Source organism: Demequina aurantiaca, assembly GCF_000975135.1.
In the GTDB taxonomy this organism is placed as follows: Bacteria; Actinomycetota; Actinomycetes; order Actinomycetales; family Demequinaceae; genus Demequina; species Demequina aurantiaca.
In genome coordinates this window covers 240,577-263,442 of sequence record NZ_BBRF01000003.1, presented here as the reverse complement: position 1 = coordinate 263,442, position 22,866 = coordinate 240,577, and the positions used below count along the sequence as shown (strand labels likewise).

Genomic DNA, 22,866 nt, shown 5'->3' with positions numbered 1-22,866 from the left:
GCGGCCATGGTGCGGGGTTAGCCTTCCGCGGCCGCCCGCACGCCGGTGAGCGTGGCGGTCGCGAGCACGTGGCCGTCTATCTCTGCGATCAACCCGTCATAGGAGATTCCCGGTGCTGCGTCGACCTCGTCGTCGAGCGCCCATACAGTGAACTGGTATTCGTGGGTGCCGCTTGGTGGACACGGTCCAAAGTAGCCGTAGTCGCCTGCCGCATTCGAGCCGACGACCCCGGGCATCTCCGCTGACCCGCCGCGCGCGACCGAGGTGACCGAAGCCGGGATGTTCGCCTGCACCCAGTGCGCGAAGCTCTGCGTGGTGTCGACCAGCGTGATCGCGTACGCCTTGGTGCCCTCTGGTGCACCACTCCAGACGAGCCCGGGGTTCTCGTTCGCGCCGGTGCACTGTCCGCCCCACGCGGTTGCGGTGGCGGAGTCGTCGAGTGCCTCTCCGTCGGCAAAGTCGCTACTCGTCAGGGTCATCAGGCCAGGGGAGACCGACGGATCCGCGTAGTGGGTGGTGGTGCCCTCGGACGTGGCGGCTGGAGTCGGGGCGTGATTCTGGGCGGACTCGGTGGGCCCCGGTGTCGGGTCTGAACTACACGCTGCGAGGACGAGTCCGCTGGTGGCTATCGTCGCGACCGTCAACATCCTCAGGCGCACCCTCCGGGAACGTCCGCGCCCTCCATCGTTGTCAGGAGGGAGTGCTGGTGCGGTACTGCGCGTCATAGAGTCCAGTTTAGGGCGTGGACGTAGCCGAGGTCGGGGCGGCTTGAAGTAGGTAGTTGGCGGCGGACTGTGCGGCGACGAGCAGCCCGATGCCCAGCATGTGGACGCCTACCAGCAACTCCGGGAGTCCGGTGAAGTATTGAACGACACCCACGAGGCCCTGCGCGAGCGTCATCGCTACCAGGACGATCCACGCCTTGCGGACCTCGTCTCGCTCGCCGATGCTGTGGTCGCCGCGCACTCGCACGACCATCCACACGATGACGGCTAGGTAGAGCACCACGGTCAGGCCGTGGATCTGGGCGATGATGGCTGGATCCAACGCCAGTCGTTCGGTCGCGTTTGCATCTCCCGAGTGCGGCCCGGCACCGGTGGTCAGCACTCCCAGGACGACGATGATCATGAGCAGCCCGCGAGAGGCACCCAGGATGCCGGGGATGGGACGGCCGTCGCGTCGTGGAGCGTCCCGTACCTTCAACCCGATCTGCACCGAAATCCAGACCAGTCCGGCGGAGATGAACATATGGAGACCGACGAGGAGTGGATTGAGATCCAGGAGGACCACAATGCCACCAAGTACGGCCTGCGCGATGATGCCCAGGCCGGGCACGATGCCGAGCCACTTGAATTGGGGGCGCACGCGCCAAATTGCGATCGCGAGGAGCAGCGCAATGATGGCGAGGACGAACGTCAGCAGGCGATTGCCGAACTCGATGAAGCCGTGAATTCCGGCCGCCGCGTGGTACTCGGGGGTGAATGAACCTGGTTCGCAGTGCGGCCAGTCCGAGCAGCCGAGGCCGGATTCTGTGAGCCGCACCAGTCCACCGGTAACGATGATGCCGATCTGTGCCGCGATGTTGGCCATCGCGAGCCCATGGACGTACTTGCCGATGAAACCGGTGGTGGCACGTGAGCCGTGAGCGATGGGCTGAGCAATGGTGGAGAGATTCACGCGTTCATCCTAAGCGGTTGAGGAGAGCGCTCCCGTGAGTGCAGGGACCGCGACCACGACTGCGTCGACAACCAGCCCGCTGCCAGTCACGATGGCAAACCTTGTCCCCATCGCTGGCGACGAGGGAACGAATTCAGTCGGCTCCAGTGCCATATCGGTGCGCAGCCGGCGGCCCATGGGTAAGGGGCGCCTTGCTTGCGGGGAACAGATTAAGCAACGACAATGTTATCTATTGCGTAGCCCCGTGTGCGGGCGCGTATCCCAGTGCCACACGGCGACCAGAGGAGGCTTCATGAGCACTGACACCACGCGTGACCGTGTCCTAGGCCTCATAGCATCGGCCGGACCCATCACGGCGGCAACGCTAGCCAACGAACTTGGCGTCACGCCTGCTGGCGTCCGCCGCCACCTGACCTCGTTGACCGAGGCCGGGTTTATCACCGAGCACGACCAGCCCGGCCCAGTAAACCGTGGGCGCGGGCGACCCTCGCGATCCTACGTCGCGACGAACGAGGGCCAGCAGGCCCTGGCATCGGCGTACACGGGCGTAGCCGTCGACGCGCTGGCCTTCATGCGCGAGCACGGTGGGCTCGACGAGTTTGTGGAGCAGAAGTCTCTTGAGCTCGAGAAAACTCTCGCGGCATCGGTTCCCGCAGACGGCACCTTAGGGGAGCGCGTCGATGCGCTCTCACAGGCGCTGGGCGATCAGGGCTACGCCACCTCGGTGCGCCCCGGTCCCGGCGGCTACACCGTCCAGTTGTGCCAGGGTCACTGCCCTGTGCAATCCATTGCCGAGGCCGCCCCCGAATGGTGTGAGGCTGAGGCTCGCGCGTTCTCGCGCATATTAGACGTCCACGTGCAACGCCTGTCCACCCTGGCAGGTGGCGCGCACGTGTGCACTACAACCATCCCGCTCGCAGTCGCGGGCACAAAGGAAGGATCACAATGAGCGCTCCTACGGAGAATGCCCCCGGAACCGGGGAACTTACTCAGGACGAGGCCATCGCCTCGCTGGGTAACTATGCATTCGGCTGGCACGACGAGGACGGCGCGGGCACTAATGCCCGACGCGGTCTGAACGAGGAAGTAGTTCGCAACATCTCGACTCTCAAGGATGAGCCGGAATGGATGCTGGAACTGCGCCTCAAGGGCCTGCGACTGTTCGGCAAGAAGCCGATGCCGACGTGGGGTGCAGACCTCACCGGAATCGACTTCGACAACATCAAGTACTTTGTGCGCTCCACGGAGCGCCAGGCAACGTCGTGGGAGGACCTCCCCGACGACATCAAGAACACGTACGACCGCCTGGGCATCCCCGAGGCAGAGAAGCAGCAGCTGGTCGCCGGAGTGGCAGCCCAGTACGAGTCCGAGGTGGTTTACCACCAGATTCGTGAGGACCTCGAGGAGCAGGGCGTCCTCTTCCTCGACACCGACACCGCGCTACGCGACCACCCTGAGATCTTTGAGCAGTACTTCGGCACGGTCATCCCGGTGGGCGACAACAAGTTCGCTGCGCTGAACACGGCCGTGTGGTCCGGTGGCTCGTTCGTCTACGTCCCCCCGGGCGTCCACGTCGACATCCCACTGCAGGCCTACTTCCGTATCAACACGGAGAACATGGGTCAGTTCGAGCGCACCCTGATCATCGCCGACGAGGGCTCCTCAGTGCACTACGTCGAGGGTTGCACCGCGCCGGTGTACTCCTCCGACTCGCTGCACTCGGCCGTGGTCGAGATCATCGTCAAGAAGAACGCCCGCGTTCGCTACACGACCATCCAGAACTGGTCCAACAACGTCTACAACCTCGTCACCAAGCGTGCCGTGGCTGAAGAGGGCGCGACCATGGAGTGGGTCGATGGCAACATCGGCTCCAAGGTCACCATGAAGTACCCGGCCATCTACCTCATGGGCGAGCACGCCCACGGTGAGACGCTGTCCGTTGCCTTCTCCGGCGAAGGCCAGCACCAGGACGCCGGTTCCAAGATGGTGCACGCCGCCCCCAACACCACGTCCAATGTGGTGTCCAAGTCGGTGGCACGTGGTGGCGGACGTTCGTCCTACCGCGGGCTGGTCCAGGTGCTCGAGGGTGCCAAGGGTGCCAAGTCCAACGTGCTGTGCGATGCATTGCTCGTCGACCAGATTTCCCGCTCCGACACGTACCCCTACGTCGACGTCCGTGAGGACGATGTGTCGATGGGTCACGAGGCCACGGTCTCGCGCGTCAGCGAGGAGCAGCTGTTCTACCTCATGTCTCGCGGCATGAACGAGTTCGAGGCAATGGCCATGATCGTGCGCGGGTTCGTCGAGCCCATCGCGCGCGAGCTGCCCATGGAATACGCCCTCGAGCTCAACCGCCTCATTGAACTTCAGATGGAAGGATCCGTCGGTTGACCACCACTGACTTGACCACAGACCACTCACGCGCGACCGCAGACGAGGCTCACTCGCACGGACTCGCGTCCACCCCGCCCAACTCGTCACGGGCCGACCGAGACAAGTCGTTCGACCTTGACGTGTTCCCCGTGCCCAGTGGGCGCGAGGAGCAGTGGCGGTTCTCCGCGGTGCGTGACCTCGCGCCGCTGTTCGTCGACCAGCCCGTTGAGGGCTCGCTGGCGTGGAGCATCGATGCGCTTCCCGCCGGCGTCAGGTTGACCGAGGTTTCGGTAGCCGATGCTCGCGAGCGGTCGGTTTCCGCTCCGGGAGACCGTGCTTCAGCCATCGCCGCCGCGCACTCGGGCGGCGCCAGGGCGCTGACCGTGGCACCCGGCAGCGTCATCGAGAAGCCCATCACCATCACCATGCACGGTGACGGCTCCGAAGCGCGTGGCCACCTGCTCGTCGAGATCGGCGCCAACGCAGAGGTGTCGGTCGTCATCGAGCGCACCGGCAGCGCCACGTACTCGGAGTTCATTTCCGTGGACGTCGGCCAGAACGCCGGCCTCAACCTGGTGCTGCTGCAGACCTGGGAAGACGACGCCGTGCACTCGGGCGAGGTTCACGCCAAGCTCTCGCGCGACGCCCGACTCCGCGGCTCCGTCGTCACCCTGGGAGGCAAGGTGGTTCGCCTGAACACCACCGCGTCGCTCTCCGGTGTGGGATCCTCCGTGGACCTCTTCGGCCTGTACTTTGCCGACTCGGGTCAGCACCAGGAGCACCAGCTGTTTGTGGACCACATGGTTCCCAACTGCCGTTCACGCGTGACGTACAAGGGCGCTCTTGCCGGCGCATCGGCCCGCACGGTGTGGATTGGCGACGTGCTGATCCGCAAGGAAGCCGAAGGAACCGACACGTACGAACTCAACCGCAACCTGGTCCTCACCGACGGTGCGCGCGCGGACTCCGTGCCAAACCTCGAGATCGAGACTGGCCTGATCGATGGCGCGGGACACGCGTCAGCGACCGGTCGCTTCGACGAGGAGCAGATGTTCTACCTGCGCTCACGCGGAATCTCGGAGTCCGAGGCACGCAAGCTTGTGGTGCGCGGATTCTTTGCCGACCTGATCCAGGAGATCGGCGTCCCCGAGGTCGAGAAGGGCCTCATGAACGCAATCGAGCTCGAGCTGGACATGGTGGAGGCCGACGATGAGTAGCCAGATCGTTCTGAGCCTGGACGACCTTGCCCCCGGCAAGGCCACCACGGTCCACGTGACCAACGAGGCGGGCACCTCCGTGCCCGTCGCGCTGGTGCGCGAGTCCGCCGGCGATGTCTACGCCATCGGCGACACGTGCACGCACGGCGAAGTCTCGCTTGGCGAGGGCGACGTCGAGGGTGACGAGGTCGAGTGCTGGGCCCACGGTGGCCGCTTCAGCATCAAGACCGGCGAAGCAACCGAACTTCCGGCCATGGAGCCGGTTCCCGTCTATTCCGTGTCAATCGTCGACGGCAACATCGTCGTCGACGTCGACGCCCCCGTACCTGCCCTGAAGGAGAACTAAATGTCAACACTCGTCATCACCGACCTGCACGTCAGCGTCGAGACCCCCGAAGGCACCAAGGAGATTCTCCGCGGCGTCGACCTCACCATTGACTCCGGTCACGTGCACGCCATCATGGGACCCAACGGCTCCGGCAAGTCCACGCTGGCCTACTCGATCGCCGGCCACCCCAAGTACACGATCACCTCGGGCACCGTCACGCTCGACGGCGAGGACGTACTCGAGATGAGCGTCGACGAGCGTGCCAAGGCAGGAATCTTCCTGGCCATGCAGTACCCCGTCGAGGTTCCCGGCGTGTCCGTGTCGAACTTCCTGCGCACCGCCAAGACCGCGATCGACGGCGAGGCTCCCAAGCTGCGTACCTGGGTGAAGGACGTCAAGAGCTCCATGGCCGACCTGCGCATGGACTCCTCGTTCGCTGAGCGCAACGTCAACGAGGGCTTCTCCGGTGGCGAGAAGAAGCGCCACGAGATCCTCCAGATGGAGCTCCTCCAGCCCAAGATTGCCATCCTCGACGAGACCGACTCCGGACTCGACGTCGACGCGCTGCGCATCGTCTCCGAAGGCGTCAACCGCGTCAAAGACAAGACCAACGTGGGCGTGCTGCTCATCACGCACTACACCCGCATCCTTAACTACATCACGCCGGACTTCGTCCACGTGTTCGTGGATGGTCGCGTCGCCGAGCAGGGCGGCCCCGAGCTCGCCGAGCGCCTCGAGGCCGAGGGCTACGACCGCTACCTGACCAAGGCGTAGCAAAGCTGATGCCGTTGCTCCCGGACCTGCGCCCCGACTTCCCGCTCCTCGCACGCACAGTGCGAAACGGGAAGCCGTTGGTGTACCTGGATTCGGGAGCGACAGCACAGAAGCCGCACGCGGTGCTGAACGCCGAGGCGGAGTTCTACCAGTTCCACAACGGCGCGGTTCAGCGCGGTGCCCACCTGTTGGCCGAGGAAGCGACGGACATGTACGAGTCCGCTCGCGCTCAGGTTGCGGAGTTTGTGGGAGCCGAGCCTGACGAGATCGTCTGGACGGAGAACGCGACGCACGCCATCAACCTGGTGGCGAACGGCATCGCCAACGCCTCCGTGGGCATCGGCGGCACTGAGTCTGCCCGCTTCCGGGTGGGTCCGGGCGACGAGATTGTGGTGACCCAGACGGAGCACCATGCGAACCTCATCCCGTGGCAGATGCTGGCCGCCAAGACTGGCGCCACGTTGCGCTGGATCGAGGTAGACGACGACGGCCGCATGATCCTGGACGACCTGGAGTCCGTGGTGACTGAGCGCTGCAAGGTGCTCGCCTTCACGCATGCCAGCAATGTCACGGGGATTGTCTCCCGTGTTGACGTCCTGGTGGCCCGTGCTAAGGCCGTGGGGGCGCTGACCGTCCTCGACGCCTGCCAGTCCGTGCCTCACCTTCCTGTTAACGCCAAGGCGCTCGACGTGGACTTCCTGGTGATGAGCGCGCACAAGATGCTTGGTCCCACCGGCATCGGCGCACTCTACGGCCGCAAGGAGTTGCTCGACACGCTTCCGCCCTCGCAGTTTGGTGGCTCTACCGTCAAGGTGGTCACGATGGACACCACGACGTGGCTGGACTCGCCGCATCGGTTCGAGGCGGGCACTCAGCCCATCGCTCAGGCCATCGGCATGGGCGCGGCCGTTAAGTATCTCAGCGACCTAGGGATGGAGGCGGTCGAGGCTCACGAACAGGAGCTGGCGACGATGCTACGTCAGGGCGTCGCCGACCTTCCGGGCGTTCGCTTGCTGGGCCCCGTAGCGGCCGATGCTGGTACCAGCGACATGCTTGCCATCGCCGCGTTCGTGGTCGACGGCGTGCACACACACGATGTGGGCCAGGTGCTGGACGACCGCGGCATTGCCGTGCGCGTGGGTCACCACTGCAACCAGCCTTTGCACCGCCACTTTGGAATTGCCGGCTCCACCCGAGCATCGGCGCACGTATACACGCAGCCCGAGGATATTGACGCGTTGATCGCGGCCCTCGCGGACGTACGAACATTCTTTGGAGTAGCAGCATGAGCGCACTAGAACAGATGTACCAGCAGGTGATCATGGATCACGCGCGCGAGGCGCACGGGCGCGGGCTCGTGGACCTTGGCTTGCCTCACACGGGGGAGTCTCACCAGGTCAACACGACCTGCGGCGACGAGGTACGCCTGCGGGTTGTCCTCGACGGCGACACCATCAAGTCGATTAGTTGGGAGGGTTCCGGCTGCTCGATCTCGCAGGCCTCCATCTCCATGCTGACCGAGCTGATCGAGGGTGAAGACCTGGAGATGGCCGACGAGACGTTTGAGGCGTTCAAGGCGCTCATGCATGCCAAGGGGCAGGGTCTCGACGAGCAGCGCGAGGACATGCTCGGCGATGCGACTGCCTTTGTGGGCGTGGGCAAGTACCCCGCCCGAATCAAGTGTGCGCTCCTGGGCTGGATGGCCCTCAAGGACGCAATAATTCAGGCTCAGAAAGGAGCCCCAGCATGACCGACACTACGCAAGCACCGTCAAACGCGGCCGATGTTGAGGAGGCCATGTACGACGTGATCGACCCCGAGTTGGGTATCAACGTCGTGGACCTCGGACTCATCTATGGCGTCTCGATCGACGAGAACCGCCACGCGGTCATCGACATGACCCTGACCTCGGCGGCATGTCCGCTGACCGATGTTCTCGAGGACCAGACCGGTCAGGCACTCGAGGGCATCGTCGATGGCTTCCGCATCAACTGGGTGTGGATGCCGCCGTGGGGTCCGGACACGATCACCGACGACGGACGCGAGCAGCTTCGCGCGCTCGGATTCAACGTCTAGCAGAGGATCCTTTGCCGCCGCGGCTTGCGCTGCGGCGGCCTCAATGGTGACGTACCCCGTGGGTGATCCCTCGCGTCGACTACGTGGACTGAGTGCGTTCCTCGGTGGTGGGAGTCACTCCTGATGAGTCCTCCGAGGAGGGCTTGCCGTCCTCGGCGCTTGCGGCGCCATCGGCGACCACCGCATCGGACGGCACCTCGGCCGTTGTGGTGGGAACGGTGGAATAGGTGACGAGGGGAGTCTGGCTTGCCTCAGCATCGGCCGCTGCCTTCTCGCTGCGGCGATCCTTGCGCGACTTCTTCTCGGCGCGCTCGGGCTTGGCCTCTTCTGCGATGCCGCGGGCGTGGAGCGCCTGTCCCAACTGCAGCGCGAAACCCACGGTGCGGGTGGCGCCGGGGATGAGTACGGCTCGGGGGTCGCGTTCGAGTCCGCGGGCGCGAGCGGCGGTGCGGGCATCGATAAAGATGCGGGCGGCCTCCGGGATGGCGCGCAGTGTCAGCGCAAACATTAGCCCGATGGTCTCCGGGGGCAGAATGCGGCCGAACGGGCGGACCATGCGCGACACCAGGTCAAGCATCGACTCCATCGGCGTCGAGCAACTGATGGCCAGCGCCAGGGCGGCGATGGCGGTCAAGTCGGCCGCGACGTCGATCGCACGCTCCACCTCGCCGCGCCACAACTGGAAACTGACGGTCAGCACGGCGACCACCATGATGATGCCCATCGCACGCAGGGTGGGCTTGGCGGGGGGAGCAGTACTGACGAGCAGCAGCAGGCACGCACACATGATGCCGACGCTCGTGACGGGGTCGTCCACGACCATCGTGATGACGACCGTCAGCAGAAGCATCAGGGACTTCAGCCCGGCAGACGCCTTGTGTAGCGGCGTCGTGCCGGGGCGATAGATCCCCAGGAGTGAAATCACGCGTCCGCCGTACGGGTAGGGCGGCCAAACATGAGGTCGCGGTAGAACTTCACTGCCTCGGCAGGATCGCCATCGAACGCTACGGCGCCCGAGTCGATCACGATCGTGCGGTGCGCGCGCGAGGCAGCGTCAAGGTCGTGCGTGACCTCGATGACCTGCAGCGGCAGCGTGCGCAGGAGTGCACCCACGTGGGCGCGCCAGCGCAGGTCGAGCAATGTGGTGGGCTCGTCCGCGACGATCACCTCAGGAGTGACCGCCAAGACGCCAGCGAGGGCCAGCAGCTGTCGCTGCCCGCCGGATAGGGCGTTAACCGAGACATCGCCCTTGCCGCCCAAGCCGATTTCCTCGAGAGCCGTCAAAGCGGCCTCGGTGCGCTCGGACTTGTCGTCGATGATCCGGCGCAACGAGAGCGTGACGTCCTCGACCGCCGTAGGCATGATCAGCTGCGACGTGGGGTCGGTAAAGAGGTACCCCACCTTGCGGCGGACCTTCGCCCCCTGCTTCACGGTGTCCAGCCCGTCGACCTCCACCGAGCCAGTGACCGGCAGGACCAGGCCATTGATCAGGCGTGCCAACGTGGACTTGCCCGAGCCGTTCGCCCCGATGATGCTGATGCGATCCTCGTTCAGGGTGAGCGTGGTGGGGTCGAGAATCGACACACCGGAATCGGGCGCGGTAACGGCCGCGGCCTTGAATTCGATCATGCCTTAAGGCTAGACGGTCGTGGCACTCTCGTGGTTCGCTTCCACGTTCTCGTCCGTGAGGGTAGCCACCGGAGCCTCGTCGATGCGCTTGCTCGCCTTCGCCTTGGTGCCAAGCACCCAGGGGTAGGCGCGGTGGATTGCGGCGGCGACCGCGGCCGCAATGACGATCTTCACGAGGTCACCGGGCAGGAAGGGCACGGTACCCACGGTGAGGCCCGTGACGCAGCCGGAGGCGAAGTCGCCCACGCCTTCGCAGCCTGCGGGCAGGGTCAGCATGTTGATGCCCAGCTTGTTGGACAGGACCGGCACACCGAACGCGTAGATGACCGGCAGGGACACCAGGCCAGCGCCCAGCAGCGACATGAAGTTCAGGGCGTTGCGGCGGCGCAAGGTACGAACAATCAGACCAACCGGGATCGTGGCGATGAGCATGCCAACGAGGTAGCCCCAGCTGGGGCGCGCGAAGATCTCGAAGCCCGCAACGCCGTTGGCGAAGATGGGCGCGCCCACCAGGCCGACGGCGATGTAGAGGCCCACGGCGGCGAGTCCGCGCCAGGGGCCAAGCACCATGGCGGCAAGGACAGTGGCGAAGGTCTGCAACGAGATCGGCACGCCCGAGACGAGCGTGATCTCCGGAACGGCGGTCGAGACCGCGATGAGTCCGGCGAACACTGCAATGAGGGCAACGTTAGTGCCCGTAAAATACTTGTGTAGCGACATGGCGCCTCCTTGGTTGGCTTCTGGCGGAAACACTACCTGTCCTACAAAGAAAAGGGCCCCGTAGCCCCGATTCCTGGCAAAATGCTGTGGATTGCCTACAAAGATCGGTGCGGGCCGGCAAGGAGATTTCCGTGATTGTGGCTAATGGCCTCGAAATGCGCATTGGCGCGCGGGTGCTGTTGCACCCCGCCAGCTTCCAGATTGCACCCGGCGACAGGGTCGGGCTCGTGGGGCGAAACGGCGCCGGCAAGACCACTCTCACCAAGATTCTGGCCGGCGAGGGCCAGCCCACGGGCGGCACCGTGACCCACAAGGGCACATTCGGCTACCTCCCGCAGGACCCTCGTACCGGTGACCTTGAGCAGCACGCGATGGATCGCATCCTCGAGGCGCGCGACCTCGCGACCGTGATGAGGAAGCTGCGAGCCGCCGAGGAGGGCATGGCGAGCGAGGACCCCGCCGTCCACGAGAAGGCCATGAACAAGTACCCCCGCATCGAGGAGGAGTTCCGCGCCGCGGGTGGCTACGCCGCCGAGTCTGAAGCCGCTCGCATTGCTGCCAACCTCGGCCTCGACGAGCGTGTGTTGAGCCAGCCCATCGGCACCCTGTCCGGAGGCCAGCGCCGCCGCGTGGAGCTCTCGCGCATCCTGTTCTCCGACGCCCAGACGCTGCTGCTTGACGAGCCCACCAACCACCTCGACGCGGACTCGATTGTGTGGCTGCGCGGCTTCCTGTCGAACTTCAGTGGCGGACTCGTGGTCATCTCTCACGACGTCGAACTGCTTCGCAAGACCGTCAACAAGGTATTTCACCTGGACGCGAACCGTGGCGAGATGGACCAGTACAGCCTGAATTGGGATCTCTACCTCAAGCAGCGCGAGACGGATGAGCGCAGCCGCCGCCGCGAGCGCGACAACGCTGAGAAGAAGGCCACCGTGCTCATGGCGCAGGCTGACAAGATGCGGGCCAAGGCGAGCAAGGCGACGGCGGCGCAGAACATGGCCAAGCGAGCACAGAAGCTGCTTGACGGGCTTGACGACGTGCGCGTTCAGGACAAGGTCGCCGCGCTGCGCTTTCCGGCCCCGTCCCCGTGCGGTAAGACGCCGCTGCGCGCGTGGGAGTTGTCCAAGTCTTACGGCTCGCTCGAGATCTTCACGGACGTGGAACTCGCCATTGACCGTGGCTCGCGTGTGGTGATTCTGGGACTCAATGGTGCGGGTAAGACCACGCTGCTGCGTCTGCTGTCAGGAGTCGAGAAGCCCGACACCGGCATCATTGAGGCCGGCCACGGGCTCAAGCTCGGCTACTTTGCGCAGGAGCACGACACTCTGGACATGAGTCAGACGGTGCTCGAGAACATGAAGCACGCCTCCCCGGATCTGAGCGACGCGGACGTGCGCAAAGTCCTCGGCTCGTTCCTTTTTTCCGGTGACGATGCCCACAAGCCCACCAAGGTGCTGTCCGGAGGAGAGAAGACGCGTCTCGCGCTCGCGACCCTGGTGGTCAGCAAGGCGAACGTACTGCTGCTCGACGAGCCCACGAACAACCTCGACCCCGCGTCGCGCGCAGAGATTCTGGGCGCGCTCGCCAACTACGAAGGTGCAGTGGTGATGGTCACTCACGATGAGGGCGCCGTGGATGCGCTCGAGCCGGAGCGTGTGCTACTGCTGCCCGACGCGGTCGAGGACCTGTGGAACGCCACATACCGCGACCTGATCGCGCTTGCCTAGAGCGCGTCTTCGATTTCCTCGTCGCTGAGCTTACGCTTGCGGCGGCCACGTCCGGCCGATGCCGGGGCAGGCGTGGCGGTCTCGTCGCCCTCTGTCGTTGCTGACGGGGCGGCGCCATCGGGGGCCTCAGCCCCAGCATCGGCGTCTGTCATCTCCTCGTCGGGGCCCGCGTACTCGCGGCGGATCATGATGATTGCGCCAACGGGGGCCATGGCCGCGAGCACCCACCACTGCCACGCGTAGGACAGGTGCGGACCCGTGCTGAGGGAAGGCAGGGGAGTTGGTTCACCCACGACCACCTCGGCACAGTCGGAGCCGACGCACATTTCGCGCAGCATTCCATACCCGGGCACAGGCTCATAGGTGGGCGTTGGCACCTGCTCGGGAGTCACCCGGGTGGCGCCATCACCGCGACGGCCGTCGTCGTCCTCCCATGACCGCGTGATGACCGTGATGGTCGTCTCCTCGGCCGGGTAAGGAACGTCGGGCGTATCGTCCCCCGCGGCGGGCAGCGGAATCCAGCCAAGGTTGATCAGCATCGACCGTCCATCGGTGGTGTCAAACCACGCGAGGTACTGCCACGTTGGAATGCTGTCCACCGGGCGGTTGCGTAGCACCGTGGTCGAGTCGGCCTCGAAGTGACCCACCAGCACTGCCTCGCGCCACTGCGTGTGCGGCGGCAGGTCCGTCGAACCAGGGGGGATGAGCTCGTCGAGCGGCTTGGGGTCTTCTGTTAGGCCGAGGTTGTACTGATGCAACGCTTCATTGCGCACCTCGTAGCGGTGATACTGCCAGCGCCCGAGGAAGATGGCCGCGATACTGACGGAGAGAGCCACGAGGATGATTCCGGTGATGCGTACCCACGGCGCATACTCGCGAGAATCTGTTGACGTCACCTGACGATGGTAATCGCGTCTGGAGCCTGCTTGGTTCGGGTCGGGCCGCACGACGCGGCCCGATGCTGTGGAGCGGTACGTCGACCGGCGGCGCTGTTTCCGCCCTCGGGCGGCTTCCGCTACCGTTGCGGCTATGACTCGACACGTAGTGGTGACTGGCGCGGCCCGTGGAATTGGCAGAGCGATCGCGGAAGCATTCGTGGAGGCGGGGGACACCGTCAGCACGATCTATCGCGGCGGGGACCTTCCCGAGGGCGTCACTGGCGCCATCGCGGACATGACGGACACGGATGCCGTCAACGCCGCCTTTGACGAACTAGAGGCTAAGCACGGCCGCGTGCGCGTACTCGTCGCCAATGCGGGCATCACCAAGGACGGGCTGCTCATGCGCATGAGCGACGAGGACTTCGAGTCTGTCATTGACGTCAATCTCACCGGCACGTTCCGCTGCGTGCGCCGCGCGTCCCAGTCGATGATCCGCGAGAAGTACGGCCGCATCGTCCTCGTGGGCTCCGTGGTGGCGCTGCTGGGAAACCCCGGCCAGGTCAACTACTCGGCGTCCAAGTCCGCGCTCGTGGGCATGGCTCGTTCCATCACGCGTGAGCTCGGCGCTCGCGGCATTACAGCGAACGTCATCGCACCCGGCTTCATCACCACCGCCATGACCGCTGAGTTGGGCGACGACGTCGTCAAGCAATACGAGGCAAACATTCCCGCCAAGCGTTTTGGCTCGACGGATGAAGTCGCCTCGGCGGCCAGGTTCCTAGCATCGGACGATGCCGGATACATCTCGGGCGCGGTCATCCCCGTTGACGGCGGGCTGGGCATGGGCCACTAGGACCCTTGCCCCACTTCACTTTCACGACAGCGCGCTAGGCTCAAGACCTAAGCGCCACCACACGGAGGAAACACTGATGGGCATGCTTGACGGTAAGAACATTCTGGTCACCGGGGTGCTGACGGAGGGCTCGATCGCCTTCTCAGTCGCGCGTCTGTGCCAGGAGCAGGGGGCGACGGTTGTGCTGACCGGCATGGGTCGCTCGCTTAAGATCACCCAGGCCATGGGTCGCCGGCTTCCGCAGGAGGCCCTCGTGGTCGAGCTGGACGTCACCAACCCCGAGCACCTCGAGCAGCTCGCGGACAATGTGCGCGAGCACGTCCCCCACCTCGACGGCGTGGTTCACTCGATCGGCTTCGCGCCGCAGTCCGTCATGGGAGGCAACTTCATGGCCGCCGAGTGGGACGACGTCGCCACAGCCATGCAGATCTCCGCTTACTCCCTCAAGTCACTCGCGGTCGCTACGGCGCCACTGATGTCAGAGGGCGGCTCCATTGTGGGTCTTACCTTTGACGGCCGCTTCGCTTGGCCCGTGTACGACTGGATGGGTGTCGCGAAGGCGGCCTTCGAGGCCACGTCGCGCTACGTCGCCCGCGACCTCGGCCCCAAGGGCATCCGCTGCAACCTCGTCTCCGCCGGCCCCATCAAGACCACGGCCGCGAAGCACATCCCCGGCTTTGACCAGATGGAAAGCAAGTGGGGCGAGCGCGCGCCACTGGGCTGGGACTCCGAAGACCCCGAACCCACCGCACGCACCGTGACCGCGTTGCTGACGGACTGGTTCCCCAAGACCACCGGCGAGATGATTCACGTCGACGGTGGCGTACACGCGATGGGACAGTAATCACCATGCCTACTTTGCTACTTGTTCGTCACGCCAAGGCCGAGCCGCCGTCGGACAACCTGTCGGACCACGACCGGTCACTGACCCTGCCCGGCCGTACCTCCGCCACCGAACTTGGTGAGGTGCTGCGCGAGGCAGGGCTTGTCCCCGACGTGGTCCTGGTGTCCTCTGCCGTGCGCACCCAGCAGACCTGGAAGCTCATGAGCTCTTCGCTCGAGACCGCCGATGTGCGCGTTGAGGAGGAACTGTACGAGACCCACGTGGGTGGCGTGCAGGAGCTGCTCGCGGCACTCGAGGGTGAGCCCAACATTGTGGCCGTCATTGGCCACGAGCCCACCATGTCCGCAACCGCGGCGCACTTCGCGGGACCGGACTCCGACACTCCGTCCTTGCAGCGCATCGCGCAGGGTCTGCCCACTGGCAACGCCGCGTCATTGGTCTTCGAGGGAACGTGGGCGTCGCTGGACACTAGCGACGCAAACCTCAACGGCATCTACGCCACCCGCGCGCTGTACTAGGCGCGGCGCCTTAGCCCGACCCGACGGGATCCTCATGCCTACCGAGCATCAGACTCTTGACGGCTATCTTGCCGACTTCATCGCGCGTCAGCATGTGTTTTTTGTGGCGACTGCGGCCGCTGACGGACACGTCAACGTGTCGCCCAAGGGTGGCACCGACATGTTGCGGGTGGTCGACGGCAGGACTGTGGCGTACCTGGATCTCACGGGATCGGGCATCGAGACCATCGCGCACGTGAGGCTCGTGAACCGCATCACGCTGATGTGGTGCGCGTTCGAGGGCAAGCCCAACATCGTGCGTGTGCACGGCAGTGCGCGCGTGATCCCCAAGGGGCACGAAGAGTGGGACGAGGCCTACGCGCAGTTCCCCGACAACCCCGGTGCCCGTGCGGTCATCGTGGTGACTGCGGATCGCATCAGTGACTCGTGCGGAATGGCCGTCCCCTTCATGACCTTCGAGTCAGATCGCAATGCGCTCGACCGTTGGGCAAGCTCGCGCGATGGCGATGCCATGAATGAATATTGGGGCCGCAAGAACGCGCGTAGCATCGACGGCTTCGAGGGCCTGGTCCTGCAGGACGACTAACGCTCGATGACCTCAAGCGCGGCATCGAGCCGTGGGGAGTTCAGCGCCACGTCGGCCTGCTGCTGAACGATGGGCTTGGCATTGAACGCGATACCCAAACCGGCGACTTTCATCATGGCCAGGTCGTTGGCCCCGTCGCCAATGGCGACGGTCGCGCTCAAGTCAACCCCGGCATCGGCCGCAAATTCCTTGAGGGCCTCCGCCTTGGCCTCACGGTCAATGACCGGTCCGTGCGTGCGCCCGGTCAGCAATCCGTCTTCGTCAACCTCGAGTCCGTTGGCGCGCGTCAGCGTGATGCCGATGCGCGCGCCCAGGGGCTCCACGATCTCGCGGAATCCGCCGGAGACCAGGGCGACAAGCCAGCCCTCGCCCTGCAGGGTGGCGACAAGGTTCTCCGCGCCGGGGGTGAACTCCACCTCGGCGAGCACATCGGCGCACACCGACGCCGGCAGGCCCTTGAGGGTGGCCACGCGGGCGGCGAGGGACTGACCAAAGTCGAGTTCGCCGCGCATGGCGGCCTCGGTGACCCGCGCGACCTCCTCGCGCGTTCCCGCGCGTTCTGCGATGAGTTCAATAACTTCGGCGGTAATCAGCGTGGAGTCGACATCCAGCACGCAGAGTCGGGTCATGCCTTGACCACTGTGCCCTTACTGACGACGGTGATACCTGACTCGGTGACGGTAAAGCCACGGGCGATGTCCGCTTCGCGGTCGATGCCGATGCGCGCACCTTCCTCGATGATGACGTTCTTGTCGATGATCGCGCGATGCACTTGTGCGTGACGATTGACGATGACGTGGTCGAGCAGGATCGAGTCGGACACGCTCGACCAGGAGTGCAGGCGCACGCCGGGGGAGAGTACCGAGCCGGTGACGGTGGCGCCGGACACGATCACGCCGGGAGAGATGACGGAGTCAGCGGCGTGGCCGAGGCGACCTTCCTCGGAGTGGATGAACTTGGCGGGGGGCTCGGTGATGAGTCCCTGGTGCAGCGGCCACTTGGAGTTGTACACGTTGAAGATGGGCATCACGGCGATGAGGTCCATGTGTGCGTCGTAGTACGAGTCCATGGTTCCGACGTCGCGCCAGTAGTCGCGGTCGCGGTCCGTGGATCCGGCGACGTCGTTGTTCTGGAAGTCGTAGAAGGCGCACGTGCCCTTGTTTACGAAGTAGGGGACGATGTCGCCGCCCATGTCGTGCTTGGAGTCGTCGTTGTCGGTGTCCGAGGTAAGTGCCTCAAGGAGCGCATCGGCGTTGGCGACGTAGTTACCCATGGACGCGAGCACCTCGCCGGGGCTGTCCGGAAGCCCCTCGGGGTTCTTGGGCTTCTCGAGGAACGCGTTGATCATGCCCGGCTGGTCCTTGTCGACGTCGATGACGCCAAACTCGCTGGCGAGCTCAATGGGCTGGCGGATGCCGGCCACGGAGAACTCTGCACCGGAGGCAATGTGTTCCTCGACCATCTGCGAGAAGTCCATGCGGTAGACGTGGTCGGCGCCCACAATGACCACGATGTCGGGACGCTCGTCCTCGATGATGTTGACGCACTGGTAGATGGCGTCGGCGCTGCCCAGGTACCAGTGCTTTCCGCGACGCTGCTGCGCCGGCACGGGAGCCACGTAGTTGCCGAGCAGCGGCGACATGCGCCAGGTGCGGGCAATGTGGCGGTCCAGCGAGTGCGACTTGTATTGCGTGAGCACCACGACATGCAAGTACCCCGAGTTGACCAGGTTGCTGAGGGCGAAGTCCACGAGGCGGTATGTACCACCGAACGGGACTGCAGGCTTAGCGCGGGCAGCGGTCAGGGGCATCAGGCGCTTGCCCTCGCCTCCAGCCAGGACGATGGCAAGTACCTTGGGATCTGACATATCGCCAGCCTACTGTGGTCTCGCCGCGTGTGAAAGGGGCGCGCGCAACTTGGACGCACTAGCGTGGGAGTCATGCGCACCGACATCCTCACTCGCGAATACCCGCCCCACATCTATGGAGGCGCCGGAGTACACGTCACCGAACTCGCTGCCGTCCTGCGGGAGCACATCGACGTAGAGGTGCGAGCCTTCGACGGCGAGCGCGACGAGCCGCACGTCACGGGTTACTCGGCCCTGGGCGGAGGCGTGGGCGACGCGTCGCTCGACGTACTCGCGCACAACTTGCCCATGGCGAACGACTGCGCGGGCGCCGACCTGGTCCACTCGCACACCTGGTACGCAAACATGGCAGGCCACCTCGCGGCACGCCTGCACGCCATCCCGCACGTCCTCAGCGCCCACTCACTCGAGCCGTTGCGCCCGTGGAAGGCCGAGCAACTTGGCGGCGGCTACGCGGTGTCGTCATGGATCGAGAAGACGGCATATGAGGCCGCGGATGGCGTGATCGCGGTGAGCGGTGGGATGCGCGACGACATCCTGCGGTGTTACCCGGCGATCGATCCGGACAAGGTTCGCGTGGTGCACAACGGCATCGACGTCGATGCCTGGGCCGCGCCCAGCACAGACGAGGACAAGGCTGCGGCCGATGCTGTGGTCAAGCACTGGGGGATCGACAGGGATCGCCCGGCGCTGGTTTTTGTGGGGCGCATCACGCGTCAGAAGGGGCTGCCGTACTTCCTGAGGGCCGTCGAGCAACTTCCGCCGGAGATCCAGGTGGTGTTGTGTGCCGGTGCCCCCGACACCAAAGAGATTGCTGCGGAGGTCTCTGGTGCGGTTGCGAAGCTCCAGGAGACCCGCGACGGAGTGATTTGGATCGAGAAGCACCTGCCGCGCGCCGAGCTAGTCGCCGTCCTCGACGCGTGCACGGCCTTCGTCTGCCCGTCGGTCTATGAGCCGCTCGGCATCGTCAACCTTGAGGCGATGGCCGTGGGACTGCCCGTCGTCGCATCGGCGACCGGGGGCATCCCCGAGGTGGTGGTGCACGGCGAGACCGGAATCCTGGTGCCCATTGACCAGGTGACGGATGGCACCGGCACACCGTTGCGACCCGACGAGTTCGTGAGCGACCTCGCGGCCGCGCTGACCGATTCCGTGTCCGATGTGGAGCGTGCCCAGCGGTGGGGTCGGGCGGGACGTGAACGCGCGACCAACGACTTCTCCTGGGAGACCATTGGCGAGCGAACTCTGGGCGTGTACCGAGAGATCCTCGGATAGGCTCGGATCATGACTGAGGTACTGCGCATCGAGGGTGTTTCGCTACGGCGTGACGACAACGAAATCCTGCACGACGTCTCGTGGACGGTGAACGATGACGAGCGCTGGGTGATCCTCGGACCAAATGGCGCCGGCAAGACCACCCTGATGTCACTCGCGGCGGCGCAGATGTTCCCCACCTCGGGCTCCGTGACTGTCCTGGGCGAGCACCTTGGCGAGACCGACACGAGCGAGCTTCGCGTGCGCATTGGCCTGTCCAGTGCGGCGCTGGCCGACCGTATCCCGCGTCACGAGACCGTCCGCAATGTCGTCATCACTGCCGCGTATGGCGTGACGGGACGCTGGCGCGAGGAATACGAGGGCGTCGACGAGGAGCGTGCCGATGCGCTGCTGGGCGCATTCGGCATGAGCGGCTTCGCCGACCGGCAGTACGGCACCCTGAGCGAGGGTGAGCGCAAGCGGGCCCAGATCGCCCGGGCTCTCATGGTCGACCCCGAATTGTTGCTGCTCGACGAGCCGTCCGCGGGCCTTGACCTCGGTGGGCGCGAGGAACTGCTCTTGGCGCTGACAGAACTTGCTGGCGACCACCGGTCCCCGGCGATGATCATGGTGACGCACCACGTCGAGGAGATTCCCGTGGGCTTCACGCACGTGTCACTCATCCGCGACGGCAGGATCACCGCGGCCGGACCCATCGCCGAGACGCTCACTTCGGAGAACCTATCCGCGCTCTATGACATGCCAGTGGACCTGCGCGAGGACGCGGGTCGCTACTCCGCGCGACGCGCTTCCTGACTCTCCGGCGCCGCTACTCGTGAACCCTGCCACGGCATCGTGCGGTGGGATGACCTGTCGCTGGTCGCTGATTCATACCGTGGGACGATAGTCCAGGTAGGCGCCGCTTGGTAGCCTTCCTACAAGGAGGTGTGCCATGCAATGGTTGTGGTGGTTTGTCGGGGCTATGGGCCTTGGAATTATCGAAGTTTTCACGCTTGACCTCACGTTCGCGATGCTTGCGGGCGGTGCTCTTGCGGCTGGCGGTGTCGCCCTATTCGGCGTCGAATGGTGGGTCTCCGCGATTGTCTTTGCCGTGGTGTCGGCGTTGCTGTTCGTACTGCTGCGTCCGTACCTCATCACTGTGATGCGCAAGAAGAGCCCCCTGATTGAGATGAACTCAAACGCGCTGGTAGGACGCGAGGCGCGCACCATTGACGAAATCACTGAGACGTCAGGGCGAGTCAAGCTCAATGGCGAGGTGTGGAGCGCCCGCACGCCGGACGATGCGCCCGTCATTCCCGAAGGTTCCGAGGTCACCGTAGTGGCCATCAGTGGCGCGACGGCGATCGTCGCACCAGAGAAGGAGTAAGACATGGAAAACACTGGCCAGATTGTGGGGCTCGTTGCCGTGATTGTGCTGGCGATCTTCGTGATCGTCACCATCGCCAAGGCGATCGTCGTCGTGCGACAGACACAGTCGTACATCGTGGAACGTCTGGGTCGCTACTCGCGCACCATGGACGCCGGACTGCACTTCCTGGTGCCGTTCGTTGACAAGGTCCGCCACAAGGTTGACCGCCGCGAACTCGTGTATTCGTTCCCGCCTCAGTCCGTGATTACCTCGGACAACCTGGTGGTGGACATCGACTCCGTCATCTACTTCCAGGTGACCGACGCTCGTGCAGCTGTGTACGAGATCGCGAACTACATCACCGGTGTGGAGCAGCTCACCACCACGACACTGCGTAACATTGTCGGAACGATGGACCTCGAGCAGACGCTCACCAGCCGTGACCAGATCAACGGTCAGCTGCGCGGCATCCTGGATGAGGCCACCGGCAAGTGGGGTATTCGCGTCAACCGTGTCGAGCTGAAGGCCATCGAGCCGCCCATGTCCATCAAGGACTCTATGGAGAAGCAGATGCGCGCCGAGCGTGACCGTCGTGCCGCGATTCTGACCGCCGAGGGTGTCAAGCAGTCGGCGATTCTGACCGCCGAGGGCGAGAAGCAGTCCGCGATCCTGACTGCAGAAGGCGACGCACAGTCCAAGATTCTCCGTGCCGAGGGTGAGGCCCGTGCCATTCTCCAGGTGTTCGACGCCATTCACCAGGGTGATGCCGACTCCAAGCTGCTCGCGTACCAGTACCTGCAGATGTTGCCAGAGATCGCCAAGACCGAGTCCAACAAGATCTGGTTTGTGCCCACCGAATTTACCGGTGCGCTCAAGGCAGTGTCCGCCGGATTCGGCTACGAGGACGGCGAGGAGCCGCTGAAGGCGTCGCCAGATCGCAAGCCCAGCAACATCACGTCCGCCCTGGTAGACCCGCGTGAGGCGCTGGCCGCGGCACGCCGAGAGGTCGAGGACGCCACGGCCGACGCGACCGATGCTGGAACCAAGTCGGGTCGCCGTTTGGATCCGAACGCGGAAAAGGGCCAGAACTAGCGGTTGATGCCGTCGTTGCGCTGATACGGCGCAGTCGCGATCCCCTGCAGTAGCCCAGCAGTAGGAGCCCCGGCGGGTATTGCCCGCCGGGGCTTCTGCGCGTTCCGTGGCCGCGCGTGTCCCTTCCCGAAGGACAACATTGGGGGCGTCCTTCCTGAAGGCACGTGGGTCCCGAACTGAAGGAGCGGGCAAGCATGCGCCTTCACGACGGGACGCACCTGGAACAATGGGCGCATGCCAGTGATCCCCATTGAGTCAGCCGACGACCCGCGCCTGAGTGACTACCGCGGGCTCACCGACGTGGCGTTGCGCCGCTCCCTCGAAGCTGAGCGCGGACTCTATATGGCCGAGGGTGCCAAGGTGATCGCGCGAGCTGTGCGTGCCGGGCACTCACCCCGCTCGCTGCTCATGACCCCCAAGTGGGTGCACGGCATCGTCGAGGCGCTGGGAGCGGCCGCGACCGACGTGACGCTGTATGTGGCGCCGGACGACGTGCTCGAGGAGGTCACCGGGTACCAGGTGCACCGCGGGGCGCTGGCTGCGATGCATCGGCCGGTGTTGCCCTCCGTTGCGGATCTGGTGCGAGACGCAAGGCGAGTGGTGGTGCTCGAAGGAATCGTGGACCACACGAACGTGGGGGCGATCTTCCGCTCGGTCGCCGGGATAGGCGCCGATGCCGTGATCGTGTCGCCCACGTGCGCGGACCCGCTGTACCGCCGCAGCGTGAAGGTGTCGATGGGGACGGTGTTTCAAGTGCCGTGGACGCGGGCCGAGACCTGGCCAGGAGTGCTGGACGAGCTACGCGAGTCAGGCTTTGTGGTGGCAGGCATGGCGCTGGCAGAGGGTGCGGTGCCGCTGGATGAGTTCGCCGCGCGGGCGGACGACCGTGTGGCGCTCGTGATGGGAACCGAGGGCGACGGCATGACCCGAGCCGCACTCGACCACGTGGACGTGCCCGTGGTGATCCCCATGGTCGGGGGAGTGGACTCGCTCAACGTGGCCGCGGCATCGGCGGTGGCGCTGTGGGAACTGCGCGTCCGCTAAGACTCAAGACGTGGCCGTGGCGGTGCGCCACGCC

Annotated in this window: 26 protein-coding genes; 18 read left to right on the top strand and 8 right to left on the bottom strand. The window is 65.0% G+C overall.

The window, feature by feature from the left end; genetic code table 11:
• Window positions 1-17: 17 nt before the first annotated feature.
• Both AOP73_RS11570 and AOP73_RS11565 read right to left on the bottom strand, forming a co-directional pair.
• On the bottom strand, window positions 18-725 hold the full coding sequence (locus AOP73_RS11570; protein WP_084626847.1) for a YbhB/YbcL family Raf kinase inhibitor-like protein: 708 nt from the start codon (window positions 723-725) through the stop codon (window positions 18-20).
• A 10-nt stretch (window positions 726-735) separates the two neighbouring features.
• Window positions 736-1,677, bottom strand: a complete 942-nt coding sequence (locus tag AOP73_RS11565; protein ID WP_152650667.1) for a COX15/CtaA family protein — start codon at window positions 1,675-1,677, stop codon at window positions 736-738.
• A gap of 292 nt (window positions 1,678-1,969) precedes the next feature.
• Between AOP73_RS11565 and AOP73_RS11560 the strand changes: the two genes are divergently transcribed.
• From AOP73_RS11560 to AOP73_RS11525, 8 genes are read left to right on the top strand one after another with little or no spacing between them, the layout of a single operon-like run.
• On the top strand, window positions 1,970-2,626 hold the full coding sequence (locus AOP73_RS11560) for a helix-turn-helix transcriptional regulator (RefSeq protein WP_061966136.1): 657 nt from the start codon (window positions 1,970-1,972) through the stop codon (window positions 2,624-2,626).
• Complete coding sequence (sufB, locus tag AOP73_RS11555) at window positions 2,623-4,068, top strand: Fe-S cluster assembly protein SufB (RefSeq protein WP_084626846.1); 1,446 nt, start codon at window positions 2,623-2,625, stop codon at window positions 4,066-4,068. The genes AOP73_RS11560 and sufB overlap by 4 nt, the downstream gene beginning before the upstream one ends.
• Complete coding sequence (sufD, locus tag AOP73_RS11550; protein WP_061966134.1) at window positions 4,065-5,267, top strand: Fe-S cluster assembly protein SufD; 1,203 nt, start codon at window positions 4,065-4,067, stop codon at window positions 5,265-5,267. Before sufB ends, sufD begins: the two co-directional genes overlap by 4 nt.
• The gene (locus AOP73_RS11545) at window positions 5,260-5,613 is read left to right on the top strand and encodes a non-heme iron oxygenase ferredoxin subunit (protein WP_061966132.1); all 354 of its coding nucleotides are present in this window, start codon (window positions 5,260-5,262) and stop codon (window positions 5,611-5,613) included. The genes sufD and AOP73_RS11545 overlap by 8 nt, the downstream gene beginning before the upstream one ends.
• A complete protein-coding gene (gene sufC, locus AOP73_RS11540) occupies window positions 5,614-6,369 on the top strand; it encodes a Fe-S cluster assembly ATPase SufC (RefSeq protein WP_061966130.1) in 756 nt (251 codons plus the stop codon).
• Window positions 6,370-6,377: 8 nt separating this feature from the next.
• Complete coding sequence (locus AOP73_RS11535; protein WP_061966128.1) at window positions 6,378-7,658, top strand: aminotransferase class V-fold PLP-dependent enzyme; 1,281 nt, start codon at window positions 6,378-6,380, stop codon at window positions 7,656-7,658.
• On the top strand, window positions 7,655-8,119 hold the full coding sequence (sufU, locus tag AOP73_RS11530) for a Fe-S cluster assembly sulfur transfer protein SufU (protein WP_061966125.1): 465 nt from the start codon (window positions 7,655-7,657) through the stop codon (window positions 8,117-8,119). Before AOP73_RS11535 ends, sufU begins: the two co-directional genes overlap by 4 nt.
• Window positions 8,116-8,445, top strand: a complete 330-nt coding sequence (locus AOP73_RS11525; protein ID WP_061966123.1) for a metal-sulfur cluster assembly factor — start codon at window positions 8,116-8,118, stop codon at window positions 8,443-8,445. Before sufU ends, AOP73_RS11525 begins: the two co-directional genes overlap by 4 nt.
• 79 nt (window positions 8,446-8,524) lie before the next feature.
• Here the strand turns inward: AOP73_RS11525 and AOP73_RS11520 are convergent, their stop codons facing one another.
• From AOP73_RS11520 to AOP73_RS11510, 3 genes are read right to left on the bottom strand one after another with little or no spacing between them, the layout of a single operon-like run.
• Window positions 8,525-9,370 (bottom strand): energy-coupling factor transporter transmembrane component T family protein, encoded by an 846-nt coding sequence (locus AOP73_RS11520; protein ID WP_061966121.1) that lies wholly within the window; start codon window positions 9,368-9,370, stop codon window positions 8,525-8,527.
• Window positions 9,367-10,074 (bottom strand): energy-coupling factor ABC transporter ATP-binding protein, encoded by a 708-nt coding sequence (locus AOP73_RS11515; RefSeq protein ID WP_061966119.1) that lies wholly within the window; start codon window positions 10,072-10,074, stop codon window positions 9,367-9,369. Before AOP73_RS11515 ends, AOP73_RS11520 begins: the two co-directional genes overlap by 4 nt.
• A 9-nt stretch (window positions 10,075-10,083) precedes the next feature.
• On the bottom strand, window positions 10,084-10,794 hold the full coding sequence (locus tag AOP73_RS11510) for a biotin transporter BioY (RefSeq protein WP_061966117.1): 711 nt from the start codon (window positions 10,792-10,794) through the stop codon (window positions 10,084-10,086).
• 131 nt (window positions 10,795-10,925) lie between these two features.
• Between AOP73_RS11510 and abc-f the strand changes: the two genes are divergently transcribed.
• Window positions 10,926-12,524 carry a ribosomal protection-like ABC-F family protein gene (gene abc-f / locus AOP73_RS11505; protein ID WP_061966115.1) on the top strand — a complete coding sequence of 533 codons (1,599 nt, stop codon included), beginning with the start codon at window positions 10,926-10,928 and terminating at the stop codon, window positions 12,522-12,524.
• Here abc-f and AOP73_RS11500 read toward each other — a convergent pair.
• The gene (locus tag AOP73_RS11500) at window positions 12,521-13,420 is read right to left on the bottom strand and encodes an SURF1 family protein (RefSeq protein WP_061966113.1); all 900 of its coding nucleotides are present in this window, start codon (window positions 13,418-13,420) and stop codon (window positions 12,521-12,523) included. The genes abc-f and AOP73_RS11500 overlap by 4 nt on opposite strands.
• Before the next feature lie 133 nt (window positions 13,421-13,553).
• Here AOP73_RS11500 and fabG point away from each other — a divergent pair, with 133 nt between their 5' ends.
• The 4 genes from fabG (at window position 13,554) to AOP73_RS11480 (ending at window position 16,206) form a co-directional block, all read left to right on the top strand.
• On the top strand, window positions 13,554-14,258 hold the full coding sequence (gene fabG, locus AOP73_RS11495) for a 3-oxoacyl-ACP reductase FabG (RefSeq protein ID WP_061966111.1): 705 nt from the start codon (window positions 13,554-13,556) through the stop codon (window positions 14,256-14,258).
• Between the two features lie 76 nt (window positions 14,259-14,334).
• Window positions 14,335-15,102, top strand: coding sequence for an enoyl-ACP reductase FabI (fabI, locus tag AOP73_RS11490; RefSeq protein WP_061966109.1), 768 nt, complete (start codon window positions 14,335-14,337; stop codon window positions 15,100-15,102).
• A gap of 5 nt (window positions 15,103-15,107) precedes the next feature.
• A complete protein-coding gene (locus AOP73_RS11485) occupies window positions 15,108-15,620 on the top strand; it encodes a SixA phosphatase family protein (RefSeq protein ID WP_061966107.1) in 513 nt (170 codons plus the stop codon).
• A gap of 34 nt (window positions 15,621-15,654) precedes the next feature.
• Window positions 15,655-16,206 (top strand): pyridoxamine 5'-phosphate oxidase family protein, encoded by a 552-nt coding sequence (locus AOP73_RS11480; RefSeq protein WP_061966105.1) that lies wholly within the window; start codon window positions 15,655-15,657, stop codon window positions 16,204-16,206.
• Here the strand turns inward: AOP73_RS11480 and serB are convergent.
• Together serB and glgC are read right to left on the bottom strand one after the other, a co-directional pair.
• Window positions 16,203-16,835, bottom strand: coding sequence for a phosphoserine phosphatase SerB (gene serB, locus AOP73_RS11475; RefSeq protein ID WP_061966103.1), 633 nt, complete (start codon window positions 16,833-16,835; stop codon window positions 16,203-16,205). The genes AOP73_RS11480 and serB overlap by 4 nt on opposite strands.
• The gene (gene glgC / locus AOP73_RS11470; RefSeq protein ID WP_061966101.1) at window positions 16,832-18,073 is read right to left on the bottom strand and encodes a glucose-1-phosphate adenylyltransferase; all 1,242 of its coding nucleotides are present in this window, start codon (window positions 18,071-18,073) and stop codon (window positions 16,832-16,834) included. The genes serB and glgC overlap by 4 nt, the downstream gene beginning before the upstream one ends.
• Before the next feature lie 72 nt (window positions 18,074-18,145).
• Between glgC and glgA the strand changes: the two genes are divergently transcribed.
• The 5 genes from glgA to AOP73_RS11445 all read left to right on the top strand — a co-directional run bounded on the left by glgA (window position 18,146) and on the right by AOP73_RS11445 (window position 22,832).
• A complete protein-coding gene (gene glgA, locus AOP73_RS11465) occupies window positions 18,146-19,348 on the top strand; it encodes a glycogen synthase (RefSeq protein WP_061966099.1) in 1,203 nt (400 codons plus the stop codon).
• Window positions 19,349-19,357: 9 nt separating this feature from the next.
• Window positions 19,358-20,143, top strand: a complete 786-nt coding sequence (locus tag AOP73_RS11460; RefSeq protein ID WP_061966097.1) for an ABC transporter ATP-binding protein — start codon at window positions 19,358-19,360, stop codon at window positions 20,141-20,143.
• A gap of 136 nt (window positions 20,144-20,279) precedes the next feature.
• A complete protein-coding gene (locus tag AOP73_RS11455) occupies window positions 20,280-20,714 on the top strand; it encodes an NfeD family protein (protein ID WP_061966095.1) in 435 nt (144 codons plus the stop codon).
• A gap of 3 nt (window positions 20,715-20,717) precedes the next feature.
• A complete protein-coding gene (locus AOP73_RS11450) occupies window positions 20,718-21,788 on the top strand; it encodes an SPFH domain-containing protein (RefSeq protein ID WP_061966093.1) in 1,071 nt (356 codons plus the stop codon).
• Window positions 21,789-22,022: 234 nt separating this feature from the next.
• Window positions 22,023-22,832 (top strand): TrmH family RNA methyltransferase, encoded by an 810-nt coding sequence (locus AOP73_RS11445; protein WP_061966091.1) that lies wholly within the window; start codon window positions 22,023-22,025, stop codon window positions 22,830-22,832.
• Window positions 22,833-22,866: the final 34 nt, after the last annotated feature.